Annotated in this window: 20 protein-coding genes; 10 read left to right on the plus strand and 10 right to left on the minus strand. The window is 71.7% G+C overall.

Annotation, left to right across the window (positions count from 1 at the left end; genetic code table 11):
- Window positions 1-215 precede the first annotated feature (215 nt).
- Window positions 216-485, plus strand: a complete 270-nt coding sequence (locus KUF83_RS40470; protein WP_217460118.1) for a hypothetical protein — start codon at window positions 216-218, stop codon at window positions 483-485.
- Window positions 486-610: 125 nt separating this feature from the next.
- Here KUF83_RS40470 and KUF83_RS40475 read toward each other — a convergent pair whose 3' ends face one another.
- The gene (locus KUF83_RS40475; RefSeq protein ID WP_217460119.1) at window positions 611-1,348 is read right to left on the minus strand and encodes a ferritin-like fold-containing protein; all 738 of its coding nucleotides are present in this window, start codon (window positions 1,346-1,348) and stop codon (window positions 611-613) included.
- Between the two features lie 479 nt (window positions 1,349-1,827).
- Here KUF83_RS40475 and KUF83_RS40480 point away from each other — a divergent pair, with 479 nt between their 5' ends.
- Both KUF83_RS40480 and KUF83_RS40485 read left to right on the plus strand, forming a co-directional pair.
- Window positions 1,828-4,332, plus strand: coding sequence for a DEAD/DEAH box helicase (locus KUF83_RS40480; protein ID WP_217460120.1), 2,505 nt, complete (start codon window positions 1,828-1,830; stop codon window positions 4,330-4,332).
- Between the two features lie 131 nt (window positions 4,333-4,463).
- Window positions 4,464-5,339 carry an alpha/beta fold hydrolase gene (locus KUF83_RS40485; protein WP_217460121.1) on the plus strand — a complete coding sequence of 292 codons (876 nt, stop codon included), beginning with the start codon at window positions 4,464-4,466 and terminating at the stop codon, window positions 5,337-5,339.
- A gap of 14 nt (window positions 5,340-5,353) precedes the next feature.
- Here the strand turns inward: KUF83_RS40485 and KUF83_RS40490 are convergent, their stop codons facing one another.
- The gene (locus KUF83_RS40490; protein ID WP_217460122.1) at window positions 5,354-6,262 is read right to left on the minus strand and encodes an NYN domain-containing protein; all 909 of its coding nucleotides are present in this window, start codon (window positions 6,260-6,262) and stop codon (window positions 5,354-5,356) included.
- 211 nt (window positions 6,263-6,473) lie between these two features.
- Here KUF83_RS40490 and KUF83_RS40495 point away from each other — a divergent pair, with 211 nt between their 5' ends.
- Window positions 6,474-6,626 carry a hypothetical protein gene (locus KUF83_RS40495; protein WP_007384531.1) on the plus strand — a complete coding sequence of 51 codons (153 nt, stop codon included), beginning with the start codon at window positions 6,474-6,476 and terminating at the stop codon, window positions 6,624-6,626.
- An 87-nt stretch (window positions 6,627-6,713) separates the two neighbouring features.
- Here KUF83_RS40495 and KUF83_RS40500 read toward each other — a convergent pair whose 3' ends face one another.
- The 3 genes from KUF83_RS40500 to KUF83_RS40510 form a co-directional block, all read right to left on the minus strand.
- Window positions 6,714-7,319 (minus strand): MarC family protein, encoded by a 606-nt coding sequence (locus tag KUF83_RS40500; RefSeq protein WP_217460123.1) that lies wholly within the window; start codon window positions 7,317-7,319, stop codon window positions 6,714-6,716.
- A gap of 183 nt (window positions 7,320-7,502) precedes the next feature.
- Entirely contained in the window at window positions 7,503-8,369 is an 867-nt protein-coding gene (locus KUF83_RS40505) for a PHP domain-containing protein (RefSeq protein WP_217460136.1), read from the minus strand.
- A gap of 247 nt (window positions 8,370-8,616) precedes the next feature.
- Complete coding sequence (locus tag KUF83_RS40510; RefSeq protein WP_217460124.1) at window positions 8,617-9,258, minus strand: DUF6758 family protein; 642 nt, start codon at window positions 9,256-9,258, stop codon at window positions 8,617-8,619.
- A 173-nt stretch (window positions 9,259-9,431) separates the two neighbouring features.
- Between KUF83_RS40510 and KUF83_RS40515 the strand changes: the two genes are divergently transcribed.
- Complete coding sequence (locus KUF83_RS40515) at window positions 9,432-10,685, plus strand: MFS transporter (RefSeq protein ID WP_217460125.1); 1,254 nt, start codon at window positions 9,432-9,434, stop codon at window positions 10,683-10,685.
- A gap of 83 nt (window positions 10,686-10,768) precedes the next feature.
- On the opposite strand, the gene KUF83_RS40520 is transcribed toward KUF83_RS40515, so the two are convergent.
- The gene (locus KUF83_RS40520; RefSeq protein ID WP_217460126.1) at window positions 10,769-11,365 is read right to left on the minus strand and encodes a suppressor of fused domain protein; all 597 of its coding nucleotides are present in this window, start codon (window positions 11,363-11,365) and stop codon (window positions 10,769-10,771) included.
- Window positions 11,366-11,879: 514 nt separating this feature from the next.
- Here KUF83_RS40520 and KUF83_RS40525 point away from each other — a divergent pair.
- Window positions 11,880-12,989 carry a magnesium and cobalt transport protein CorA gene (locus KUF83_RS40525; RefSeq protein ID WP_217460127.1) on the plus strand — a complete coding sequence of 370 codons (1,110 nt, stop codon included), beginning with the start codon at window positions 11,880-11,882 and terminating at the stop codon, window positions 12,987-12,989.
- Between the two features lie 22 nt (window positions 12,990-13,011).
- Entirely contained in the window at window positions 13,012-13,536 is a 525-nt protein-coding gene (locus tag KUF83_RS40530) for a hypothetical protein (RefSeq protein ID WP_217460128.1), read from the plus strand.
- A 109-nt stretch (window positions 13,537-13,645) separates the two neighbouring features.
- On the opposite strand, the gene KUF83_RS40535 is transcribed toward KUF83_RS40530, so the two are convergent.
- Window positions 13,646-14,404, minus strand: coding sequence for a hypothetical protein (locus KUF83_RS40535; protein ID WP_217460129.1), 759 nt, complete (start codon window positions 14,402-14,404; stop codon window positions 13,646-13,648).
- 200 nt (window positions 14,405-14,604) lie between these two features.
- On the opposite strand from KUF83_RS40535, the gene KUF83_RS40540 reads away from it, so the two are divergent.
- Genes KUF83_RS40540 through KUF83_RS40550 form a run of 3 tightly spaced genes read left to right on the plus strand, consistent with a single transcriptional unit; the run spans window position 14,605 to window position 17,684 of the window.
- Complete coding sequence (locus tag KUF83_RS40540) at window positions 14,605-15,921, plus strand: magnesium transporter MgtE N-terminal domain-containing protein (RefSeq protein WP_217460130.1); 1,317 nt, start codon at window positions 14,605-14,607, stop codon at window positions 15,919-15,921.
- Window positions 15,911-16,507, plus strand: a complete 597-nt coding sequence (locus KUF83_RS40545; RefSeq protein ID WP_217460131.1) for a DUF1003 domain-containing protein — start codon at window positions 15,911-15,913, stop codon at window positions 16,505-16,507. The genes KUF83_RS40540 and KUF83_RS40545 overlap by 11 nt, the downstream gene beginning before the upstream one ends.
- A 43-nt stretch (window positions 16,508-16,550) precedes the next feature.
- A complete protein-coding gene (locus KUF83_RS40550) occupies window positions 16,551-17,684 on the plus strand; it encodes an Mrp/NBP35 family ATP-binding protein (RefSeq protein WP_217460132.1) in 1,134 nt (377 codons plus the stop codon).
- Between the two features lie 147 nt (window positions 17,685-17,831).
- Here the strand turns inward: KUF83_RS40550 and KUF83_RS40555 are convergent, their stop codons facing one another.
- The 3 genes from KUF83_RS40555 to KUF83_RS40565 all read right to left on the minus strand — a co-directional run.
- Complete coding sequence (locus KUF83_RS40555) at window positions 17,832-18,488, minus strand: hypothetical protein (protein ID WP_217460133.1); 657 nt, start codon at window positions 18,486-18,488, stop codon at window positions 17,832-17,834.
- Window positions 18,489-18,770: 282 nt separating this feature from the next.
- Entirely contained in the window at window positions 18,771-19,232 is a 462-nt protein-coding gene (locus tag KUF83_RS40560) for a sec-independent translocase (RefSeq protein WP_217460134.1), read from the minus strand.
- Between the two features lie 296 nt (window positions 19,233-19,528).
- On the minus strand, window positions 19,529-20,799 hold a 1,271-nt coding region (locus KUF83_RS40565), incomplete at its 5' end, for a S1C family serine protease (protein WP_254645102.1).

The following is a 20,799-nucleotide window of genomic DNA, read 5'->3' on the forward strand; positions in this document are numbered from 1 at the left end:
CCGGGCCCCTTTTCCATGCCCGCTGCCATGCCCGCTCCGTCTCCGCTCCGTCTCCGCTTGCAGGTCCGCGCATGGCCGCCCCCGGGCGGCCGCCTCCGCTCGCGCGGGCTTCACGGATGGAGCACAAGCCGTCCGCACAGGGGATTGCATTCCGCAGGTCACGGGTATGACGGGCTACGACCGAAGTGCACACTGCCGTGCGGGAAGGACCCCTTATGTTTTTGGAAGCGCTCGGCTCCGCGATCCTCGGTCTGGCTCTGGCCTGGACGGCGGCACACCGCCTGCCGCACCGCCTGCCGGCGCGTCGCCTCGTCCTGTCGACGGGCATCGCGGGCGCCCTCTTCGGCGCCTTTCTGACCCACACCGCTCTGGGCTCCGTCGGCTTCCTGCCGGTGATGCTCGGCGCGGTCGCCGTCTCGGCGGCCTCCGTGTCGCTGCTCCTGCGCCCGGCGGGAAGACTCCACCGCCACTCGGCGACGGTGTGAGCGACGACACCGAGGGCGACGACCCGGCGGGCGCCGGCTGAGGTACACCCCGAGGGCGCGCGGGAAACAGCGCGGCCCTGGGGTGTTCCGGCCCACCCGCGGACGACGGACCGCGCCGGGACGACTCAGGCGGCCAGGCCCAGCGCCGCCATCCGCTTCGTGTGCGCCTCGGTGATCCGCGAGAACATCCGGCCCACCTCGGCGAGATCGAACCCGTCGGCGACACCTCCGACGAGCATCGTCGACAGCGCGTCCCGGTCGGCGACCACCCGCTGCGACTGCGACAGGGCCTCGCCCATCAACCGCCGCGCCCACAGCGCGAGCCGCCCGCCCACCCGCGGATCCGCGTCGATGGCACCCCGCACCTTCTCGACGGCGAACGAGGCGTGCCCCGTGTCGTCGAGCACACCCAGTACGAGCCGCCGGGTGTCGGAGTCGAGCCGGGCCGCGACCTCCCGGTAGAAGTCACTGGCGATCGAGTCGCCGACGTACGCCTTGACGAGCCCTTCCAGCCAGTCGGACGGGGCCGTCTGCCGGTGGAACCCGTCGAGCGCGGCGACGAAGGGCTCCATCGCCTGCGTCGGCTCCGCCCCGATCCCGGTGAGCCGGTCCCTGAGCTGCTCGAAGTGGTGGAACTCCGCCGAGGCCATCTTCGCCAGCTCCGCCTTGTCCGCGAGCGTCGGCGCGAGCTTGGCGTCCTCCGCGAGCCGCTCGAACGCCGCCAGCTCCCCGTACGCGAGCGCCCCGAGCAGATCCACGACCGCGGCACGGTACTGGGGGTCGACGGAGGCCTTCGCCCAGTCCTGGGCGGCGACTCCGGTGTGTTCGGCGGGTGCGTCGGAAGCGTTGTCAGGGGTCGTCATGAAGCGCACAATAGCCCGCTCACCGTACGGCGGAAGGCCCTGGTCAATCAGTGTGACGACGACTACGTGACCAAACCGGCCATCGCATATGCGCGATTCCGGGGTATGGTGGTAATGCGCCCGCTGAGTTGATCTACGTAACTCGACGGGCCGCACGAATGAGGATGCCCGGTCGGTGGCCCGATCGGCTCCGACCCGACAGCCCTCCACGTCGGTACGGCACATTGCGTACGGCACCCGGAGGGAACCCTCAGCGGTACGAACGCTCGAGCGTCGGCAGTGGTCCCATGCCACCCGGCCCGCTGGTCAAGCGCGGCCGTCGTCCCCGGCACGGTCCCGACACGACCCCCGCGCTCGCCTCGCACCGCGTACACAGAAGAGGCAGCACCCTGACTACTTTCCGAGAGCTCGGAATCCTTCCCGAGACCGCCGAAGCCCTTGAAGCCGTCGGTATCACCAGCGCCTTCCCCATCCAGGAGATGACGCTCCCCGTCGCCCTCACCGGCACGGACGTCATCGGCCAGGCCAAGACCGGCACCGGCAAGACGCTGGGCTTCGGCCTCCCGCTCCTCGAGCGCGTGACCGTCCCCGCGGACGTCGAGGCGGGCCGGGCGAAGCCCGAGCAGCTCACCGACGCCCCGCAGGCCCTCGTCGTCGTCCCGACGCGCGAGCTGTGCACGCAGGTCACGAACGACCTGCTGACGGCCGGCAAGGTCCGCAACGTCCGCGTTCTCGCCATCTACGGCGGCCGGGCGTACGAGCCGCAGGTCGAGGCCCTGAAGAAGGGTGTCGACGTGATCGTCGGCACCCCGGGCCGTCTCCTGGACCTCGCGGGCCAGAAGAAGCTCGACCTCAAGCACATCAAGTCCCTCGTCCTCGACGAGGCCGACGAGATGCTCGACCTGGGCTTCCTGCCCGACGTCGAGAGGATCATCAACATGCTGCCGGCCCGCCGCCAGACGATGCTGTTCTCGGCGACCATGCCGGGTGCGGTCATCGGCCTCGCGCGCCGCTACATGTCGCAGCCCACTCACATCAACGCCACCTCGCCGGACGACGCCGGCCAGACGGTGCGCAACACCAAGCAGTTCGTCTACCGCGCGCACAACATGGACAAGCCGGAGATGGTCTCGCGGATACTGCAGGCCGACGGCCGCGGTCTCGTGATGGTCTTCTGCCGCACCAAGCGGACGGCGGCGGACCTCGCCGACCAGCTGCAGCAGCGCGGCTTCGCCTCCGGCGCGGTCCACGGCGACCTCGGCCAGGGTGCCCGTGAGCAGGCGCTGCGCGCCTTCCGCAACGGCAAGGTGGACGTACTCGTCTGCACCGACGTGGCCGCGCGCGGCATCGACGTCGAGGGCGTCACGCACGTCATCAACTACCAGTCCCCCGAGGACGAGAAGACGTACCTGCACCGCATCGGCCGTACGGGCCGCGCGGGCGCCAAGGGCATCGCGATCACCCTCGTCGACTGGGACGACATCCCGCGCTGGCAGCTCATCAACAAGGCGCTGGACCTCGGTCTGAGCGACCCGCCGGAGACGTACTCCACGTCCCCGCACCTCTACGAGGAGCTGAGCATCCCGGCGGGCACCAAGGGTGTCCTGCCGCGCGGTGAGCGCACCCGCGCCGGTCTCTCGGCCGAGGCCGTCGAGGACCTCGGCGAGACCGGCGGGCGCGGCCCTCGCGGCCGCGGTGGCCGTTCCACGGGTCCCGCCCCGGTCGCCGAGCGCGAGCGTGAGCGTCCGGCGCGCACCCCGCGCCGCCGCCGTCGTACGCGCAACGGCACGGCGCTGGACGCCGCGGAACCGCAGAGCGCGCAGGCCCCGCAGAGCACGCAGGACACCACCGAGTCGGCCCCGGCCACGGAGTCGCGCAGCCCGCGCCGGCGTCGCCGTACGCGTGCCGGATCCGGCTCGGAGGCCGCCGTGACGGCGGTCGCCACGGCCGAGGGCACCGCTGTCGAGGTCGCGGCCGTCGAGGCCACCGCACCGGCCGCCGAGACCGCGGTGGACGGCGAGGCCAAGCCGCGTCGCCGTCGTACGCGTCGCACGGCGGAGGTCGCGCAGCCCGAGGCCGCCGTCGTCGAGGAGGCCCCCGCGGCCGAGCCGGCCCAGGTCGCCGAGGTCACCGAGACCAAGCCGCGCCGTCGCACCCGCAAGGCCGCGGAGACCGCGGTGGACACCGCCGAGGGCACGGCCGTCGAGGTGGCGGAGGTCACCGAGACCAAGCCGCGTCGGCGTACGCGCAAGGCCGCCGAAGCCGCGGTGGAAGCCGTCGTGGACCCGGTCGAGGCCGTCGAGGCCGTCGAGGCCAAGCCGCGCCGCACCCGCAAGGCCACCGCCCCGGCCGCCGAGGCCGCCCTGGACACCGCCGAGGCCGCGGAGGCCAAGCCGCGCCGCCGGACCCGTAAGGCCGCCGAGGCCGCCCCGGTCGCCGAGGCCGGGATCCCCGCCCAGGCGACCGAGGAGCCCGAGGCCAAGCCGCGGCGCCGCACCCGCAAGGCCGCGGAGACCGCGGTGGACACCGCCGAGGGCACGGCCGTCGAGGTGGCGGAGGTCACCGAGACCAAGCCGCGTCGGCGTACGCGCAAGGCCGCCGAGACCGCTGTGGACACCGCCGAGGGCACGACGGCCGAGGCACCGCAGGCCACGGCCACCAAGCCGCGCCGTACCCGCAAGGCCGCCGCACCCGCTCAGGCCGCTGAGAGCGCCGTGGACACGGCCGAGGCCACCGAGGCGAAGCCGCGCCGCACCCGCAAGACGGCCGCCAAGGCCGCGGTCGCCGAGGCCGGCATCCCGGCGCAGGCCACCGAGGCCGCCCCGGCCGAGGCTGCGGCCAAGCCGCGCCGCACCCGCAAGACGGCCGCCAAGGCCACGGACGCGGTCGCGGTCGCGGAAGCCGTTCCGGCCGAGGCCGCCCCTGCGGCCAGGCCCCGCCGTGCGCGCAAGACGGCCGCGACCGTCGAGGTCGCGGACAGCTGAGGCACACAGCAGACGGCCCGGTCCCCCGTGAGGGGGCCGGGCCGTCGGCGTTCCACGGCCCCGCCGTGGGTACCGCGTCGCGGCCCCTCCCGGTATGCCGCCCAGGAGGTTCCCCGGATAGCCTCCTTCCCATGAGCAGGCCCGCCACCTTCGTCCCGCCCTCCGGTGCCCGCGCGTATCGCCTCGGCACCGCGCGCGGGGAGTTCGCCGTGATCGACGCGGGCACTCCCGTGAAGGGAACCGCTGTGCTGCTGCCCGGGTTCACCGGCAGCAAGGAGGACTTCATCTCGCTGCACGAACCGCTGGCGGCGGCCGGGTACCGGACCGTCGCGGTGGACGGCCGCGGCCAGTACGAGTCACCGGGCCCCCGGGACGACGAAACGCCTTACGCGCAGGCCGAGTTGGCGCAGGATGTGCTCGCTCAGGCCGACGCGCTGGCCGACGGCCCCGGGGAGCGGTTCCACCTCCTGGGGCATTCGTTCGGCGGCCAGGTCGCCCGGGCGGCCGTCCTGCTGGCCCCGGCCCGGTTCCGGTCGCTCACCCTGGTGGCCTCCGGGCCCGCGGAGATCTCCCCCTCCCAGCAGCAGCGGGTGAAGCTCCTGCGGGACGCGCTCGCCGTGATGGACATGGACCAGGTGTGGGACGCGATCAGGGCGCTGGAGCCGCCGGAGGACGCCGAGGGCGACCTGGACGCCGGCCTCGACGACCAGGAGGACCTGAGGCGGCGCTGGCTCGGCAACAGCCCGGCCCAGCTCACCGCCGCGGGACGGCTGCTGTGCGAGGAACCCGACCGGGTGGCCGAGCTGGCGGCCCTACGGCTGCCCGTGCACGTCCTGTCGGGCGAACGCGACGACACCTGGCCGGTCCCGCTCCTCGACGACATGGCCGTGCGCCTCGAGGCACATCGCACGGTCGTCCTGGGCGCCGAGCACTCCCCCAACGCCGACCGCCCCCTGGAGACCGCCGAGGCCCTGGCCGCGTTCTGGGACCGGGTGATCGCCGGCTGAGAGGGCGGCGCGGGTCAGTACTGGCCCTGCAGGTGCTCCCAGAACCCGTCCCGCAGCGCCCTGCGCAGATCGGCCTGCCCCCGCAGCGAGTACTGCAGCAGCCCCTCGGCCTCCACCAGCAGGTCCTGGTCGACCGGGCCGGGCAGATACGGTCCGGGCAGCAGCTCCGCCAGCGACTCCCGTCCCCGCGCGGCCAGCCATTTCGCGACGATCTGCGCTCCCACGAACCGCACGTCCTCGCGGGTCGGCCTGCTCACCGCCGTGTCGTACGAGGCGGAGGTGCGCCGGACGACGTACGGCTTGAAGAACTCCAGGTCGAAGGTGCGCTGGCTGTCAACCTCCCACAGCAGCGGCTCGGCCTGGTTGCGGCCCTCCGGTGCCTCGATGCCCCAGAGGTGGACCCGGGCCCCGTATCCCTGCGCCGCCTCGACGGCCGAGACCAGGTCCTCGTCGCCGCCGATGAGCGTCGCGTCGCTGATGGCGCGGTGCCGGGCCAGGGACTCCAGATCGGAACGGATCAGGGAGTCGACGCCCTTCTGCTGGTTGTTTGCGTTGAGGTTGCCGAGCCGGACCTTGACGTCGGGCAGCTCCGCGATGGACTGCTGTTCCGCGGTGTGGATGCGGCGCCGCGCCCCGTCGTACCAGTAGACGCGCAGGAGCCTGCTGTCCGCGAAGATCGTGCGGGCCCGGTCGATGAGTGCCTCGATGAGCCCTTCGGCGTCCAGCTCGAAGGCCCGGCGGTCCTCCGTGCCGGCGACGAGGCGGCCCGCGGCCGCGTACAGATACCCGGCGTCGACGAAGATCGCGTGGGTCGACGGCGTCTTCGCCACCTCGGCGAGCACGCGCTGGAGCAGCTCGTTCGAGCGGTCTATGCGCGCGCCGAGGGTGGCGAGATCGTCGGCTGCCGCGAAGTCGTCATTCATATGCGCCTCATTGTCGCAGGACGTTACCGTGTGAACACAGTCGGTCCCGGTACTCGCAAGTAGTTAGACGTTCGAAAATTTTCTTTAGCGTAGGGAATGTTCGTAACAAGCATCCCGTTGACTCCTACGGGAACGAGGGGCACTGACGCCCCACTCACCCACCCACCAGTAGTTCTCCTTCAGGAGGATGACCAGACGAAGGGAGAAGCCCTTGCGCTTCGAAATCATGCGACTCGACGACGTCGACGGCACGCCCGTGGACAGCACCGTCGTGGACGCCGCCTCCGTCAACCGGATCGTCCAGCAGGCCGCCGCCATCGGGCAGCGCCTCTGGATCCGCCCGGCCGACACCTCGGCCTCATAACAGCGGACGTCTGACAGACTTCGGAACCCCCGTCCGGCTCGACGCCGGGCGGGGGTTTCGCGTGTGCGGCCGCGTTCCACGAGGTGGTCAGCTGTTCTGGACGACCATCGTGACCCCGTTGATGATCTGCTGCACGGCGATCGCGGAGAGCATCATGCCCGCGAGCCGCGTGACCAGCACCACGCCGCCGTCCTTGATGACCCGGATGATCAGCAGCGAGTACCGCATCACCACCCACAGCACTACGTGGATGGCGACGATCGCCGCCCACACCGACACCCGGGTCGCCGCACTGTCGGCCTTCTGCACGGCCAGGATGACGGACACGATCGCGCCGGGGCCGGCGAGCAGCGGCATGCCCAGCGGTACGAGGGCGACGTTGACGTCCTTCGTCTGCTGGGGTTCGTCGGTCTTGCCCGTGAGCAGGTCGAGCGCGATGAGCAGGAGCAGCAGTCCGCCCGCGATCATCAGCGCGGGGACGGACACGTGCAGGTAGTTCAGGATCTGGTGGCCGAGGAGCCCGAAGACGGTGATGACACCGCCGGCCACGCAGACGGCCTGGAAGGCCATGCGCTTCTGCACCTTGGCCGGCCGTCCGGCCGTCAGCGCGAGGAAGATCGGGGTGATCCCGGGGGGATCCATGATGACGAAGAGCGTGAGGAAGAGGGAGCCGAAGACGGCGAGGTCGAACATGAGGGAGGCCTTGCGGAGTGTCGGAAGAGAGGTGAGCGTGCCCCTCGGGGGGCGGTGCGGGGCGTCGTTGCGGCGCCGCCGCGTGGGTACGGCCTGGGGTGACCCGTCCGCCCGGTGCGGGGAGCACGATCGGCCCACGGCCCGGTGCGGCGGTCTCGGGTCGCGGCTTGTGCCCGCGAAGCGCTACGCGCCCGCGGTCCCGCCCGTGCCGGGCACGGGGAACGCGCCGGTCGCCCGCCGGGTGATCTCCCCGTAGACCTCGGGATCCGTCGTGAAGTCCCCGAGCTCGCATGCCTTGCGGCTGCCGTGGTAGTCGCTGGATCCGGTCGTCAGCAGCCCCAGTTCGCCCGCGAGGCCGCGCAGCCGGGCCCGGGTGGCCGGGTCGTGGTCCATGTGGTCGACCTCGATCCCGTCGAGGCCCGCCGCGGCCAGTTCGGCGATCGCGGACTCCGGTACGGTCCGTCCCCGCTTGGCGGCGGCGGGGTGCGCGAGAACGGTCACTCCGCCCGCGGCCTTGACCAGCCGGATCATCTCGAAGGGGTCCGACTCGTGCTTCTCGATGTGGGCCCGGCCGCCGTCGGAGAGCCACTCGGTCGTGAACGCGTCCGACACCGTGGGCACGACCCCCAGCTCGACGAGCGCGGTGGCGATGTGCGGCCGCCCCACGGACCCGCCGGCCGCGATGCGCGCCACCTGCTCCCAGGTGACGGGCACGCCCATGTCCTGCAGCCTGCCGATCATCGCGCGGGCCCGCGGCACCCGGTCGTCGCGCACGAGTTCGCGCTCACGCAGCAGGTCCGGCTCCTCGGGGTCGAAGAGGTACGCGAGCATGTGCAGGCCGACGCCGTCGAGGCGGCAGGAGAGCTCCGCGCCGGTGACCAGGGTCAGCCCGGCGGGCATGGCCGCGATGGCCTCGGCGTATCCGCGGGTGGTGTCGTGGTCGGTCAGCGCGACGACGTCGAGTCCGGCCGCTGCCGCGTTCCGTACCAGTTCGGCGGGGGTGTCCGTACCGTCGGAGGCCGTGGAGTGGCAGTGCAGGTCGATGCGCACGACGCGGGCTCCAGACACGGACGGAACAAGAGGGACCGGTCAAGGATAGCGGCCCGCCCGACCGGCTCTGTCACACCCGTAATGGGGCTGTGCCCCCTACAGCCGCCTTGCGGTGTTCCGCCCGCCCCTCAGGACCGTGGGGGCCGCTCGCCCGGCCGCGTCCGACGCGTGTCCGGCCGGCCACAGGCGCCCTGCATCAGCGGCCGCCGGACCTCCCGAGCCCGCCGAGCCCGCCACGGGGGCGGCTTCACGGTTCGAGGATCCGCGGCGACAGTGCCCCGCAGGGCAGCAGGTCCACCTCGGCCCCGGCGTCGCGCAGGTCGGTGAGCACCAGCTCGTCGTACATCAGCAGCCCGGACTGCTCGGGCCATACGACGGCCCACAGCCACAGTCCCCGCGCCTCGCCCGCGAAGACGGCGCGGTCGTCGGGCGCCCCGGAGACGTGCCACAGCGGCGTGGGCCGCCCGGCGGCCAGCACCTTCGTCTGGGCGGGCTTCTCGACGTTCATGTACGGCCCCGGGTCGGGTCCGTCCATTCCCGCGTACCGCGCGCCGAGCCCGACGCCGAGCTCCTCGGCGACGAGCACCAGCTCCCCTATGCCGCCGAGCGGTCCCGGTCCGGAGCACGCCACGGCCGTGGCCCGGCCGCCGGTGCGGTCGTCCCCGGCGAACGCCGCCCCCGTGAAGAGCCAGCCGACAGGCAGCGGCCACGGCATCCACACCGGTACACGCGCACGGTGCACGACCACACCGAGGGCCTCGACGCTGGGCGGGATCACGGGCTGCAGCGGATGCACGATGCCGTGCACATCGCACTGCCAGGAGTCGGCAAAGAGGCCGGGAGCCCTGACCCGGCCACCACACTTCGGGCAACTGGGTTCGCCCCTCATAGGGCCCAACGGTCCTCTCCGTCTTTCGCCGCGTCAAGGACGATCACCCGTCCGGCGTGTGCCTGTCATCGCTCCCCCACCCCGAAAACTAGATGTAACTTGCATTCATTAGCCGAGCTAACTTATTATGTGTAAACGCCAACGATCTCCCCGCGAGCAATGAAGGAGCGGACATGAACAGCAGCACGGGAGGCCCCGCCGAAGGGGACACGTTCGACGCGGGAGCCGGCGGCCTCCTGCGTCAGCCGAAGGCGGTCTGGGCGACCGCCGGGGCATCCGTCGTCGCCTTCATGGGCATCGGCCTCGTCGACCCGATCCTGCCGTCCATCGCCAAGGGCCTGGACGCCACCGCCGGCCAGGTCTCCCTGCTCTTCACCTCGTACTTCCTGATCACCGCTCTCGCGATGCTGGTCACGGGCTTCGTCTCCAGCCGTATCGGCGGCCGCCGGACCCTGCTCCTCGGCCTGGCCCTGGTCGTGGTCTTCGCCGGACTGTCCGGCACGTCCGGCTCGGTCGGCGAACTCGTCGGATTCCGGGCGGGCTGGGGGCTCGGCAACGCCCTGTTCGTCTCCACGGCCCTCGCCGTCATCGTCGGCGCCGCGGCGGGCGGAAGCGCGGCGGCGATCCTGCTGTACGAGTCCGCCCTCGGCCTCGGCATGGCCTGCGGGCCCCTGCTGGGCGCGCTGCTCGGTGACGCCAGCTGGCGCTACCCGTTCTTCGGCACCGCGTTCCTGATGGCGATCGGGTTCCTGTGCATCACGGTGTTCCTGAAGGAGCAGCCGAAGCCGGCACGGAAGACGGGCCTGCTCGACCCGGTCAGGGCCCTCGGGCACGGCGGACTCGCCTCGGTCGCCGCCTCGTCGTTCTTCTACAACTACACGTTCTTCACCGTGCTGGCCTTCACGCCGTTCGTGCTGGACATGAGCCCGTACAGGTCCGGCGCGGTCTTCTTCGCCTGGGGCCTGCTGCTCGCCGTGTTCTCGGTGCTCGTGGCACCGCGTGTGCAGGCCCGGTTCGGTTCGCTGAAGGTGCTCGGCGGCTCGCTGCTGCTGCTCGCGGCGGACGTGCTCGTCCTCGGATACGGCAGCCACACCACGGCCGTCGTCTGCACGATCCTCTCCGGCGCCTTCATCGGCGTGAACAACACCGTCTACACGGAGCTCGCCCTCGGCGTCTCGGACGCTCCCCGCCCGGTGGCGAGCGCCGGCTACAACTTCGTCCGCTGGTTCGCGGCCGCCGCCGCCCCGTTCTTCGCTCCGCGGATCGAGGAGTGGACCGACATCCACGTCCCGTTCGTCGTCGCGGCGGTCACCGCGGTGCTGGGCGCGCTCGTCGTCCTCGTCCGCCGGAACTCCCTCACGCACGAGGCGGAGGAGCTGGAGGAGCGGCACGCGGCCGAGGACGGCGTCACCGTCTTCGCGGGCTGAGGCCCTGCGCGTCCGCGGGCCGGGACGACGGCCGGCCGGAGTGTGAGATTCCCAACCGGACCTCCCCGGGCGGCCGTTGGGTGTCAGTCCAGGGTCACGGACCTGCGCGAGGGGTCGCGCAGGTCCGTTCCGCTCGCGAGCCAGCGCTCCTGGAGGGCTCCCGCGCCGTGCACCCGCTTCCAGGCGGCCTCGTTCGGCGTCATGGGCAGCAGCGGCAGGAACCGTACGGGATCGAGGGGCGCGTCCAGTTCCAGGTCCTCGACGAGGCCGCCCGGCTCGGCGACCAGGACGGACGTGAAGGGGGCTCCGGGCCACAGCGGGTCGCCCACGTCGAGCGAGGCGCCGGGGGCCACGACCAGGCCCTCCACCTGCGGAGAGGCGGCCAGGACGGCGAGCGGGCGGAGCACCTTGTCGGTGTCGGCGCCGCCGGCCCGTACCGAGAGGACGAGCTCGGCGCGCGGGCCCGCGACCGGGTCGGCGACGACCGCCGTGGGGTCGGCCATCGGCTGGGCGGACATGCCGAGCGTCGCGTAGCGGACGATCCCCGTGCCGGTGCCCGCGTCGGGGAAGCGGAGCACCTCGATACGGTCCGTGCCGAGGAAGGTCACCGCGGCGCGCGCGTCCGGTTCGCCCAGCGCGCTGCGCAACCGGGCCTCCACCAGAGGAAGAACATCTGCCATGCGCCGAGCATAGAACTCGTCGGTAGCGGGCAAAGGGACGGCTTGACACTTCAGGCGGCTGCTACTCTGGGCCGCCGGTCGGGGCAGCACGCAGAAGCGTCGCTCTCGAGTCCCGACCCACGTCTCGACAGTCTCGACGCAAGAGACTCCCCCACGGGGGATGGACCTCCCCCACGGGGGACCGGCCGGAGGAGGTGGGGCTCCATGGATCGAAGTCGACCAGGTAGTACCACCCGCTCTTCCGGCTGCTGAGTCCCGCTCAGCTCCAGAGCTCACGCTCTCCTGGCTGCCACCTCACGCACTCGCGTCATGGCCGGTCCGGTACACAACGGAAGAGCACTTCGTTTTTCCTGATCTGTCTGAGTTTTTCTGATCTGTATCAGTAGCGAAGCTGCCACCGTGACGGTGCGGTGCTCCCCGCTTTGTGGACGTGCCAAACATCCGAAGTCAGGACGTCCCCATTCCGGGTAGTTCCATCCGTCGTCGGCGGTCTTCGTTCGCGAAGGAGCCAGCCATGTCGATGATCCACAACCTGCGTGCCGCGGTCCGCCCCTCGATGCGCAAGGACGGCGGCGCGTACGACACCACCCGGTCCGCCGCGGAGAGTTCGGCCGTCGTGGACTGCGCGGTCTACCGCGACGGCGCCCGCCTCCCGTCCGACGACAGCCTGACGCCGCGTGCTGCGATCCGTCAGGTGCGGCGCGACGGAGGGTTCGCCTGGATCGGTCTTCACGAGCCGACCGAGGACGAGTTCGCCGGTATCGCCGCCGAGTTCGGGCTGCACCCGCTGGCCGTCGAGGACGCCGTCCACGCCCACCAGCGGCCCAAGCTGGAGCGGTACGACGACACCCTGTTCGCCGTCTTCAAGACCATCCACTACGTCGAGCACGACGAACTCACCGCCACCAGCGAGGTCGTGGAGACCGGCGAGGTGATGTGCTTCACCGGGCGGGACTTCTTCATCACCGTCCGGCACGGCGGGCAGGGCTCGCTGCGGGCGCTGCGGCACCGGCTGCAGGACGACCCGGAGCTGCTCACCAAGGGTCCTTCGGCCGTGCTGCACGCCATCGCCGACCATGTCGTCGACGGGTACGTCGCCGTCGCGGACGCCCTGCAGGACGACGTCGACGAGGTCGAGACCGAGGTGTTCTCGCCCGGCCGCCGGGGCGGGGTCTCGCGCGGTGTCGACTCCGCGCGGATCTACCAGCTCAAGCGTGAGGTCCTGGAGTTCAAGCGTGCGGTGTCGCCCCTGATGCGCCCCATGCAACTGCTGAGCGAGCGGCCGATGCGGCTGGTCGACCCCGACATCCAGAAGTACTTCCGCGATGTCGCCGACCACCTGGCGCGGGTGCAGGAGCAGGTCGTCGGCTTCGACGAGCTGCTCAACTCGATCCTCCAGGCCAACCTCGCCCAGGCGTCCGTCGCGCAGAACGAGGACATGCGCAAGATCACGTCGTGGGCGGCGATCATCGCCGTGCCGACGATGGTGTGCGGTGTGTACGGCATGAACTTCGACCACATGCCGGAGCTGCACTGGCGGTACGGCTACCCCGTGATCATGGGCATCACGGTGGCGCTCTGCCTGGGCATCCACCGCACCCTGAAGCGCAACGGCTGGCTCTGAGGGCCCCGGCTACGCTGGCCCCATGACGGATCAGCTGCTCGACCAGGCCCTCGTCGAGGAGGCCACCAAGAAGTCCGGGCTCGTCTGGGTGCGGGGACTCCCCGGCCAGGAGGACGGGGCGTCGTCCCGGGCCCTGTGGCACGTGTGGCACGACGGGGCCGTGTGTCTGGTCGGGGACGGGCCCGGCGAACAGCCGCTGCCGGACCTCGTGGACGGCGGCGACGCCGTGGTCACCGTCCGCAGCAAGGACAAGGGCGGTCGCCTCGTCTCCTGGTCCGCGAAGGTCGTGGAGCTGGCTCCCGGCTCCGAGGAATGGGACGTGGCCGTCGGCGAGCTGAAGGGCAAGCGGCTGAACGCGCCGGACGGCGAGGCCATGCCGGCGCGGTGGGCTCGCGAGTGCCGGGTGGTCCGGCTCGCGCCGACGGGTTCCACGACGGCGCTGCCCGACGGGTCGCTGGCCGCGGCGCCCGTGCCGACGTCGGCGACCACGCGTCGGGCGGCCCCGGCCGGGTTGCCGCGGCTGCTCTTCAAGAAGCGCAAGCGCTGAGCGCCGAGCGCTCCGCCCGGAGGCGGGGTGGGAGGCGGCGGATCGGATCCCGGGTGCGGGCGAGTGAGGGTTGAGCGCGCAGTTCCCCGCGCCCCTCAAGAGCGGCCGCTCAGGAGGTGGGGAGCTGCTGTCCGTAGTCGACCATCTCGTCCTTTTCCGGTGCCTTGAGCTCGAAGTCCTTGCCCCAGTCCGTCAGGCGGATCGTGCCCGCGTCGCCGGCGCGGACGAGGAGCAGCGGGTAGGGCTTGCCCTCCAGCGAGACGTCGATCTCGCCGCCGGAGCCCTTGTCGCCGGTGAGGCGGATGGTGCGGACGCCGTTCAGCTCGTGGTGGCCGTCGGTGGCGAGCTCGCCGTGCAGGGCGAGGAGACCGCCGAGCAGGACGTCCTTGTCGGTGAAGACGCTGAGCTGCTTGTAGGCGGGGTCGCCCTTGGGGACCTTCACGTACATGCCGTCGAGCTTGCCCGCCGCCTCGGTGTCGGACGTGCTGTCGTCGCTCTTGCCGTCCTGGTGGTTCCAGAAGTCCGCGTCGGCCTTGATGAAGAGGTGCTCGTCGACCCGCAGCAGCCGGAACGTCACATCCTTCGAGGTGACCGAGCCGGTACCGCCGTCACCCTTGAGCTGCATGTCCAGCTTGTAGGTGCGCTTGTTGCTGACGACCGCTCCGGACAGCCGTACCGTCTCGGCGGCCCTGGCCGCCGACTGGGTTCTGCTCTGGATCTTGGCGGGGGGAAGCTTTCCGACCCCGTTGGTCCCCGCGTCCGGATCGTCACCGCCGCACCCCGTCACCCCTGTCCCCGCCACGACGAGCGCGCACACGGCACTCGTCAACGCGGCCTTACGGGTACGTCCCTGGGGAATCGCAGTCACAGGTTGCGCTGCCTCTCGTGCGGTTGTCCTCAACGGCGTACCGCAGCGTACCGGGGCCCGCGACACCGCTCGGAGTCAGTCCGTCCGGACCGCTCACCAGGGCGTATCCGACCGGGACGGGCTAGCCTGAAGCCCACCCGAGCGGACATGGCACCCCATACCACCCGTACCGCAGCGCGTACGAGGAAGGAGGCGCTGGGATGGCGGCAGGCGCCCCCAGGATCTTCGTGTCGCACCTCGCCGGCATCGCCGTCTTCGACCCGAGCGGTGACCAGGTGGGACGCGTGCGCGACCTGGTCGCCATCCTGCGCGTCGGACGGCGGCCCCCTCGGCTCCTCGGCCTCGTCGTCGAACTGTCCACCCGCCGCCGCATCTTCCTGCCCATGACCCGCGTGACCGGTATCGAGTCGGGTCAGGTCATCACCACCGGCGTGCTGAACGTCCGCCGTTTCGAGCAGCGCCCCACCGAGCGGCTCGTGCTCGGCGAGCTCCTGGACCGGCGCGTCACGCTCGTCGAGACCGGCGGACCGTCCGAGACCGTCACCGTTCTGGACGTGTCCATCCAGCAGCTGCCCGCCCGCCGCGACTGGGAGATCGACCGGGTCTTCGTCCGGAAGGGGAAGCCGGGCGGCACGTTCCGGCGGGCCAGGGGGGAGACGCTGACCGTCGAGTGGTCGGCCGTCACCGGGTTCTCGCTGGAGGAGCACGGGCAGGGCGCCGAGAACCTGCTCGCGACCTTCGAGCAGCTGCGCCCCGCCGACCTCGCCAACGTCCTGCACCACCTGTCCCCCAAACGGCGTGCCGAGGTCGCGGCGGCCCTGGACGACGACCGGCTCGCCGACGTCCTGGAGGAGCTCCCGGAGGACGACCAGATCGAGATCCTCGGCAAGCTCAAGGAGGAGCGCGCCGCGGACGTCCTGGAGGCCATGGACCCCGACGACGCGGCCGACCTGCTCGGCGAGCTGCCGGAGGAGGACAAGGAACGGCTGCTGGCGCTGATGCGTCCGGACGACGCGGCGGACGTACGGCGGCTGATGGCGTACGAGGAGCGCACGGCCGGTGGTCTGATGACGACCGAACCGATCGTGCTGCGGCCCGACGCGACCGTCGCGGACGCGCTCGCCCGGGTGCGCAACCCCGACCTCTCGCCCGCGCTGGCCGCCCAGGTGTACGTGTGCCGTCCGCCGGACGAGACGCCGACCGGCAAGTACCTGGGAACGGTCCACTTCCAGCGGCTCCTGCGCGATCCGCCGTACACGCTCGTGGGCTCGATGATCGACGACGACCTGCGGCCGCTGGACCCGGAGGCCGTGCTGCCCGTCGTGGCCGGATTCTTCGCGACGTACGACATGGTCGCGGCGCCCGTCGTCGACGAGAGCGGCTCGCTGCTGGGCGCGGTCACCGTGGACGACGTGCTCGACCACATGCTGCCCGAGGACTGGCGGGAGACGGAGTTCCACCTGGACGGGGAGCCGTCCGCACAGGCGTCCGGCGAGGGGGCCCCGCATGACTCCTGAGCGCGAGGCCCGCGAACGGGCCGCCACCGGGGCGAGTGCCACCACCCGGCCGCGCACCCGGCTCGACCAGCCGCAGCCGCCTCGGCGCCGCTTCCTGCCCGAGTACGACCCGGAGGCCTTCGGCCGGCTCTCCGAGCGGATCGCCCGCTTCCTCGGCACGGGGCGGTTCATCGTCTGGATGACGGTCGTCATCATCCTGTGGGTGGTGTGGAACGTGTCGGCGCCGCGTGACCTGCGTTTCGACAATTACCCGTTCATCTTCCTGACCCTGATGCTCTCGCTCCAGGCCTCGTACGCCGCCCCGCTGATCCTCCTCGCGCAGAACCGGCAGGACGACCGCGACAAGGTCAATCTCGAACAGGACCGCAAGCAGAACGAGCGGTCCATCGCGGACACCGAGTACCTGACCCGGGAGATCGCCGCGCTGCGTGTGGGCCTCGGCGAGGTCGCCACCCGCGACTGGATCCGCTCCGAGCTGGAGGACCTGGTCAAGGAGCTGGAGGACCGGCGTTCCGGCGGGCACGGCGACGGTCGTGTCGTATTCCCGGCAGAACACCCTCGGGGACGTGACGTAGACGACCGGTGAGAGGCTTTCCGGCCCCCCGGCCGGGCGCCGTACCATCGACCCCATGGCTACGGAAGACGCGGTGCGTGAAGCACTGGCGACGGTGAACGACCCCGAGATCCAGCGACCCATCACCGAGCTGGGGATGGTCAAATCGGTGGGGCTCGGCGCGGACGGTTCGGTCGCGGTCGCGGTGTACCTGACCGTCTCCGGCTGCCCGATGCGCGAGACCATCACGAAGAACGTGACGGAGGCGGTCTCGCGGGTCGAGGGCGTCACGCGCGTCGACGTCACGCTGGACGTGATGAGCGACGAGCAGCGCAAGGACCTGGCGTCCGCGCTCCGAGGCGGCCAGGCCGAGCGCGAGGTCCCCTTCGCCAAGCCGGGCTCGCTCACACGCGTGTACGCGGTCGCGTCCGGCAAGGGCGGCGTGGGCAAGTCGTCCGTGACGGTCAACCTCGCGGCGGCGATGGCCGCGGACGGCCTCAAGGTCGGTGTCGTGGACGCCGACATCTACGGCCACTCCGTGCCGCGCATGCTCGGCGCGGACGGCCGCCCGACCCAGGTCGAGAACATGATCATGCCGCCGTCGGCGCACGGCGTGAAGGTCATCTCGATCGGCATGTTCACCCCGGGCAACGCGCCCGTCGTGTGGCGCGGCCCGATGCTCCACCGCGCCCTGCAGCAGTTCCTCGCGGACGTCTACTGGGGCGACCTGGACGTGCTGCTCCTGGACCTCCCGCCGGGCACCGGCGACATCGCGATCTCGGTGGCGCAGCTCGTCCCGAACGCGGAGATCCTCGTCGTGACGACCCCCCAGCAGGCCGCCGCCGAGGTGGCCGAGCGGGCCGGCTCGATCGCCGTCCAGACCCACCAGAAGATCGTCGGCGTCGTCGAGAACATGGCGGGGCTGCCCTGCCCCCACTGCGACGAGATGGTGGACATCTTCGGCACGGGCGGCGGCCAGTCGGTCGCCGACGGGCTGACCCGCACCACCGGCGCCACCGTCCCGGTCCTCGGTTCCATCCCCATCGACGTCCGCCTCCGCGAAGGCGGCGACGACGGCAGGCCGGTGGTCCTGACCGACCCCGACTCCCCCGCCGGCTCCGCCCTCCGTGCCATCGCGGGCAAGCTGGGCGGCCGTCAGCGCGGCCTGTCGGGCATGTCCCTGGGAATCACCCCGCGGAACAAGTTCTAGGCTCTCTGCGCGACACCGGGGGCCGGGCGACCCTCCAGGGGCGCCCGGTGCCGCAGCACCGGCCACCTCCCGGCCGCACCCGACGCACCGCACACGCCGAAGGGGGCACCGTCACTCGACGGTGCCCCCTTCGGCGTGTGCCGCCGGTCAGGCGTACGTACCGATGTCCTTGATCACGGCGAAGGCCAGCCCGTACGCGCTCATGCCCCGCCCGTACGCGCCCAGGTGGACCCCTTCCTGGGTGGAGCCCGCAAGGACCCAGCCGAACTCGGACTCCCGGTAGTGGAAGGGCGTCGGCACCCCGTCCACGGGAAGGGACAGCGTCGACCAGTCGGAGCCCGTCAGGTCGTCCGCGAGGACCCATGCCGTCTCGGTCTGCTGGTCCAGCCAGTCGTCGCGCAGGGTGTGGTCCATCTGGCCGGGCCAGGTGAAGGACAGCAGTCCCACCCCGGCGAGCCAGGCCGCGGAGGACACCGAGGTGGCCTCCAGCAGTCCCGTGCCGTCGGCACTGCGCCGCACGGGGTTGGCCGCGACGGTGACCACGACCGCGAACCGTTCCTTGTCCTCGGTGGACTCGCTGCGTACCGAAGGCTCGTCGCCGTGTCCGATCGAGCCGTGCTCGATGGCCCCGTCGGCCGAGGCGCCGACCTGCATCAGCCAGCGCGGCCCCGTGAAGGCCTCATCGAGGCCGTACCACGGGAAGGGCGCCAGCAGGTAGCCGTCGACCGTGCGCCGGGCGGAGGGAACCTGCTGTCCGCCCTCCGCGGCCGGCGCCTGCGCGCCTACCCGACTTGTCGTCTCCATCTGCCCGGACGCCTCCTCGCTCTAGTCGAACCGGGCGCCCCGCCCCCCTTCGGGCGTTCCTCCGGTCCGCACAACAACTAGGCAGGATAGCCACAGGTCTCCGGCGGGCCGGGAAACCGGTCGGCACTTGGCCCTCGTACGCGGCGCATCCGGCCCGCCCCGAGGGGACGGAATCCGGGCGGTGTACGGGGAGACGGACGGCGTTCGACTGAAAGTGAAACGTGTTCCGGTCGGCGGGCGTGCCGCCCCGGGGGCGGGCCGCGGGGCGGGTCCGCCCGTGGCTCAGGTGGCGTCCGCGTCGAACGGCGGGCGCTCGACCGCCGCGGGCTTCTCGGGCTTCTTCGTCATGTCGACGGAGCCGCCGGTGGAGCCCCCCGAGGACGAGGAGGAGGAAGCGGACGAGGAAGAGGAGGACTCGATCTCCCGGCCGTGCACGGCGTCCGTGACGTCGGCCATCTCCTTCTTCAGGTCGAAGCCGTTCCGGATCTCCTTGAGCCCCAGCTCGTCGTTGTCCAGCTGCTTGCGGATGAACGTCTTGGGGTTGAGGTCCTCGAACTCGAAGTCCTTGAACTCCGGGCCCAGCTCCTCACGGATGTCCGCCTTGGCGCTCTCCGAGAAGTCACGGATCTTGCGGATGGTGCGCGTGACGTCCTGGATCATCTTCGGGAGCTTCTCCGGGCCGAAGACGAGCACGGCAAGGACGACGAGCGTCACCAGCTCGAGCGGTCCTATGTCATTGAACACCTTGCAGCTCCTTGCGATGTCCTCGGCGCTCGGCAGGTCATTCCGTGGTCCGGGCCGGGTCCACGGTACCCGGCGATCCTGTCTGTCCGGTACTGTCCCGGGTCCTCCGACCGCGTGTGGAGGGCGGGTTTTCCAGGATGTTTGCCTTGGAGGGCGGGGGTGCGGGCCCTTCTTCGTACGGCGCCTGCCTCTCCCCGGGCGGTTCCTGCCGGATCCGCCGGCCACCGGCCCGCCGGCCCCGGTCCGTGCCGGTCACCGTCCGCGCCGGCCCTCGCCCGTGTCAGTCACCGCCCGTGTCAGTCACCGTCGGCGGAGCCCAGGACGAGGGTGACCTTCCGTTCCTTGCCGTCGCGCTCCAGCGTCAGCTCCAGCTCGTCGCCCGGCCGGTGCGCACGCGTCTTGACGATGAGCTCCTCGCCGGAGTGCACGCGCTGCCCGTCGACCTCGGTGATGACGTCGCCGGCCTTGATGCCGGCCCGGGCACCGGGGCCGCCCCGGTTGACCGGCGGGCCGCCGTCGTTGCTCTTGGTGCCGACCCGGGCGCCGTCACCGCTGTACTCCATGTCGAGGGTCACGCCGATCACGGGGTGCGTCGCCCTGCCGGTGTTGATGAGTTCCTCGGCGACGCGCTTGCCCTGGTTGATGGGGATGGCGAAACCGAGGCCGATCGAGCCGGACTGGCCGCCCTCCAGGTCGGAGCCGCTGTCGGCGGAGCGGATGGCGCTGTTGATGCCGATGACGCGGGCCTTGGAGTCGACCAGTGGGCCGCCGGAGTTGCCGGGGTTTATCGGGGCGTCCGTCTGCAGCGCGTCCACGTACGAGATGTCGCTGCCGTCGCCCTCCTCGCCGCCCGCCGTGATGGGGCGCTCCTTGGCGCTGATGATGCCCGCGGTGACGGTGTTCTCCAGGTCGAAGGGGGCTCCGATGGCGACGACGGGGTCGCCGACCTGGACGTTGTCGGAGTTGCCGAGCGGGAGGGGTTTGAGGCCGCTGACGCCGCTGACCTTGACCACGGCGAGGTCGTACCCGCTGTCGTGGCCCACCATCTTGGCCCGGGCGGTCTGGCCGCCGCTGAAGGTCACGGATATCTCGCCGCTGCCGTCCGCCGGGTCGACGACGTGGTTGTTGGTGAGGATGTGGCCCCGCCGGTCGAGCACGAAGCCCGTGCCGGTGCCCTGCGCGTCCGAGCCGCTCACGTGCAGGGTCACCACGCTGGGCAGTGCGCTGGCCGCGATCCCGGCCACGCTGTCCGCGGCCCGCCCCTTGGCCTCGACGCCGGCCTGCGGCAACTCGACGTCCTCGATCCCGCCGGTCCGCTCCAGGTAGGCGCCCACGGCTCCGCCGACGCCGCCGGACACGAGGGCGAGCAGTGCGGCCCCGAGGACCAGGCCGCGCCGGGTCCGCCCGCGGCGCTCGCCCGGTGTCTCGACGGCGGCCCCGCTGTTCTGGAGGGGAGCGGCGGCCCAGGGGTCGTAGTGCTGCCAGGGGATGTGCGCAGCGGGGGGACCGGCGGCCGCGGGGGCTGCTGGCCGGTCGGTGGAGTCGTGGGGCGGGGCGGGGTGAGGGG

This window comes from Streptomyces sp. BV286, from assembly GCF_019090165.1.
Classification (GTDB): domain Bacteria; phylum Actinomycetota; class Actinomycetes; order Streptomycetales; family Streptomycetaceae; genus Streptomyces.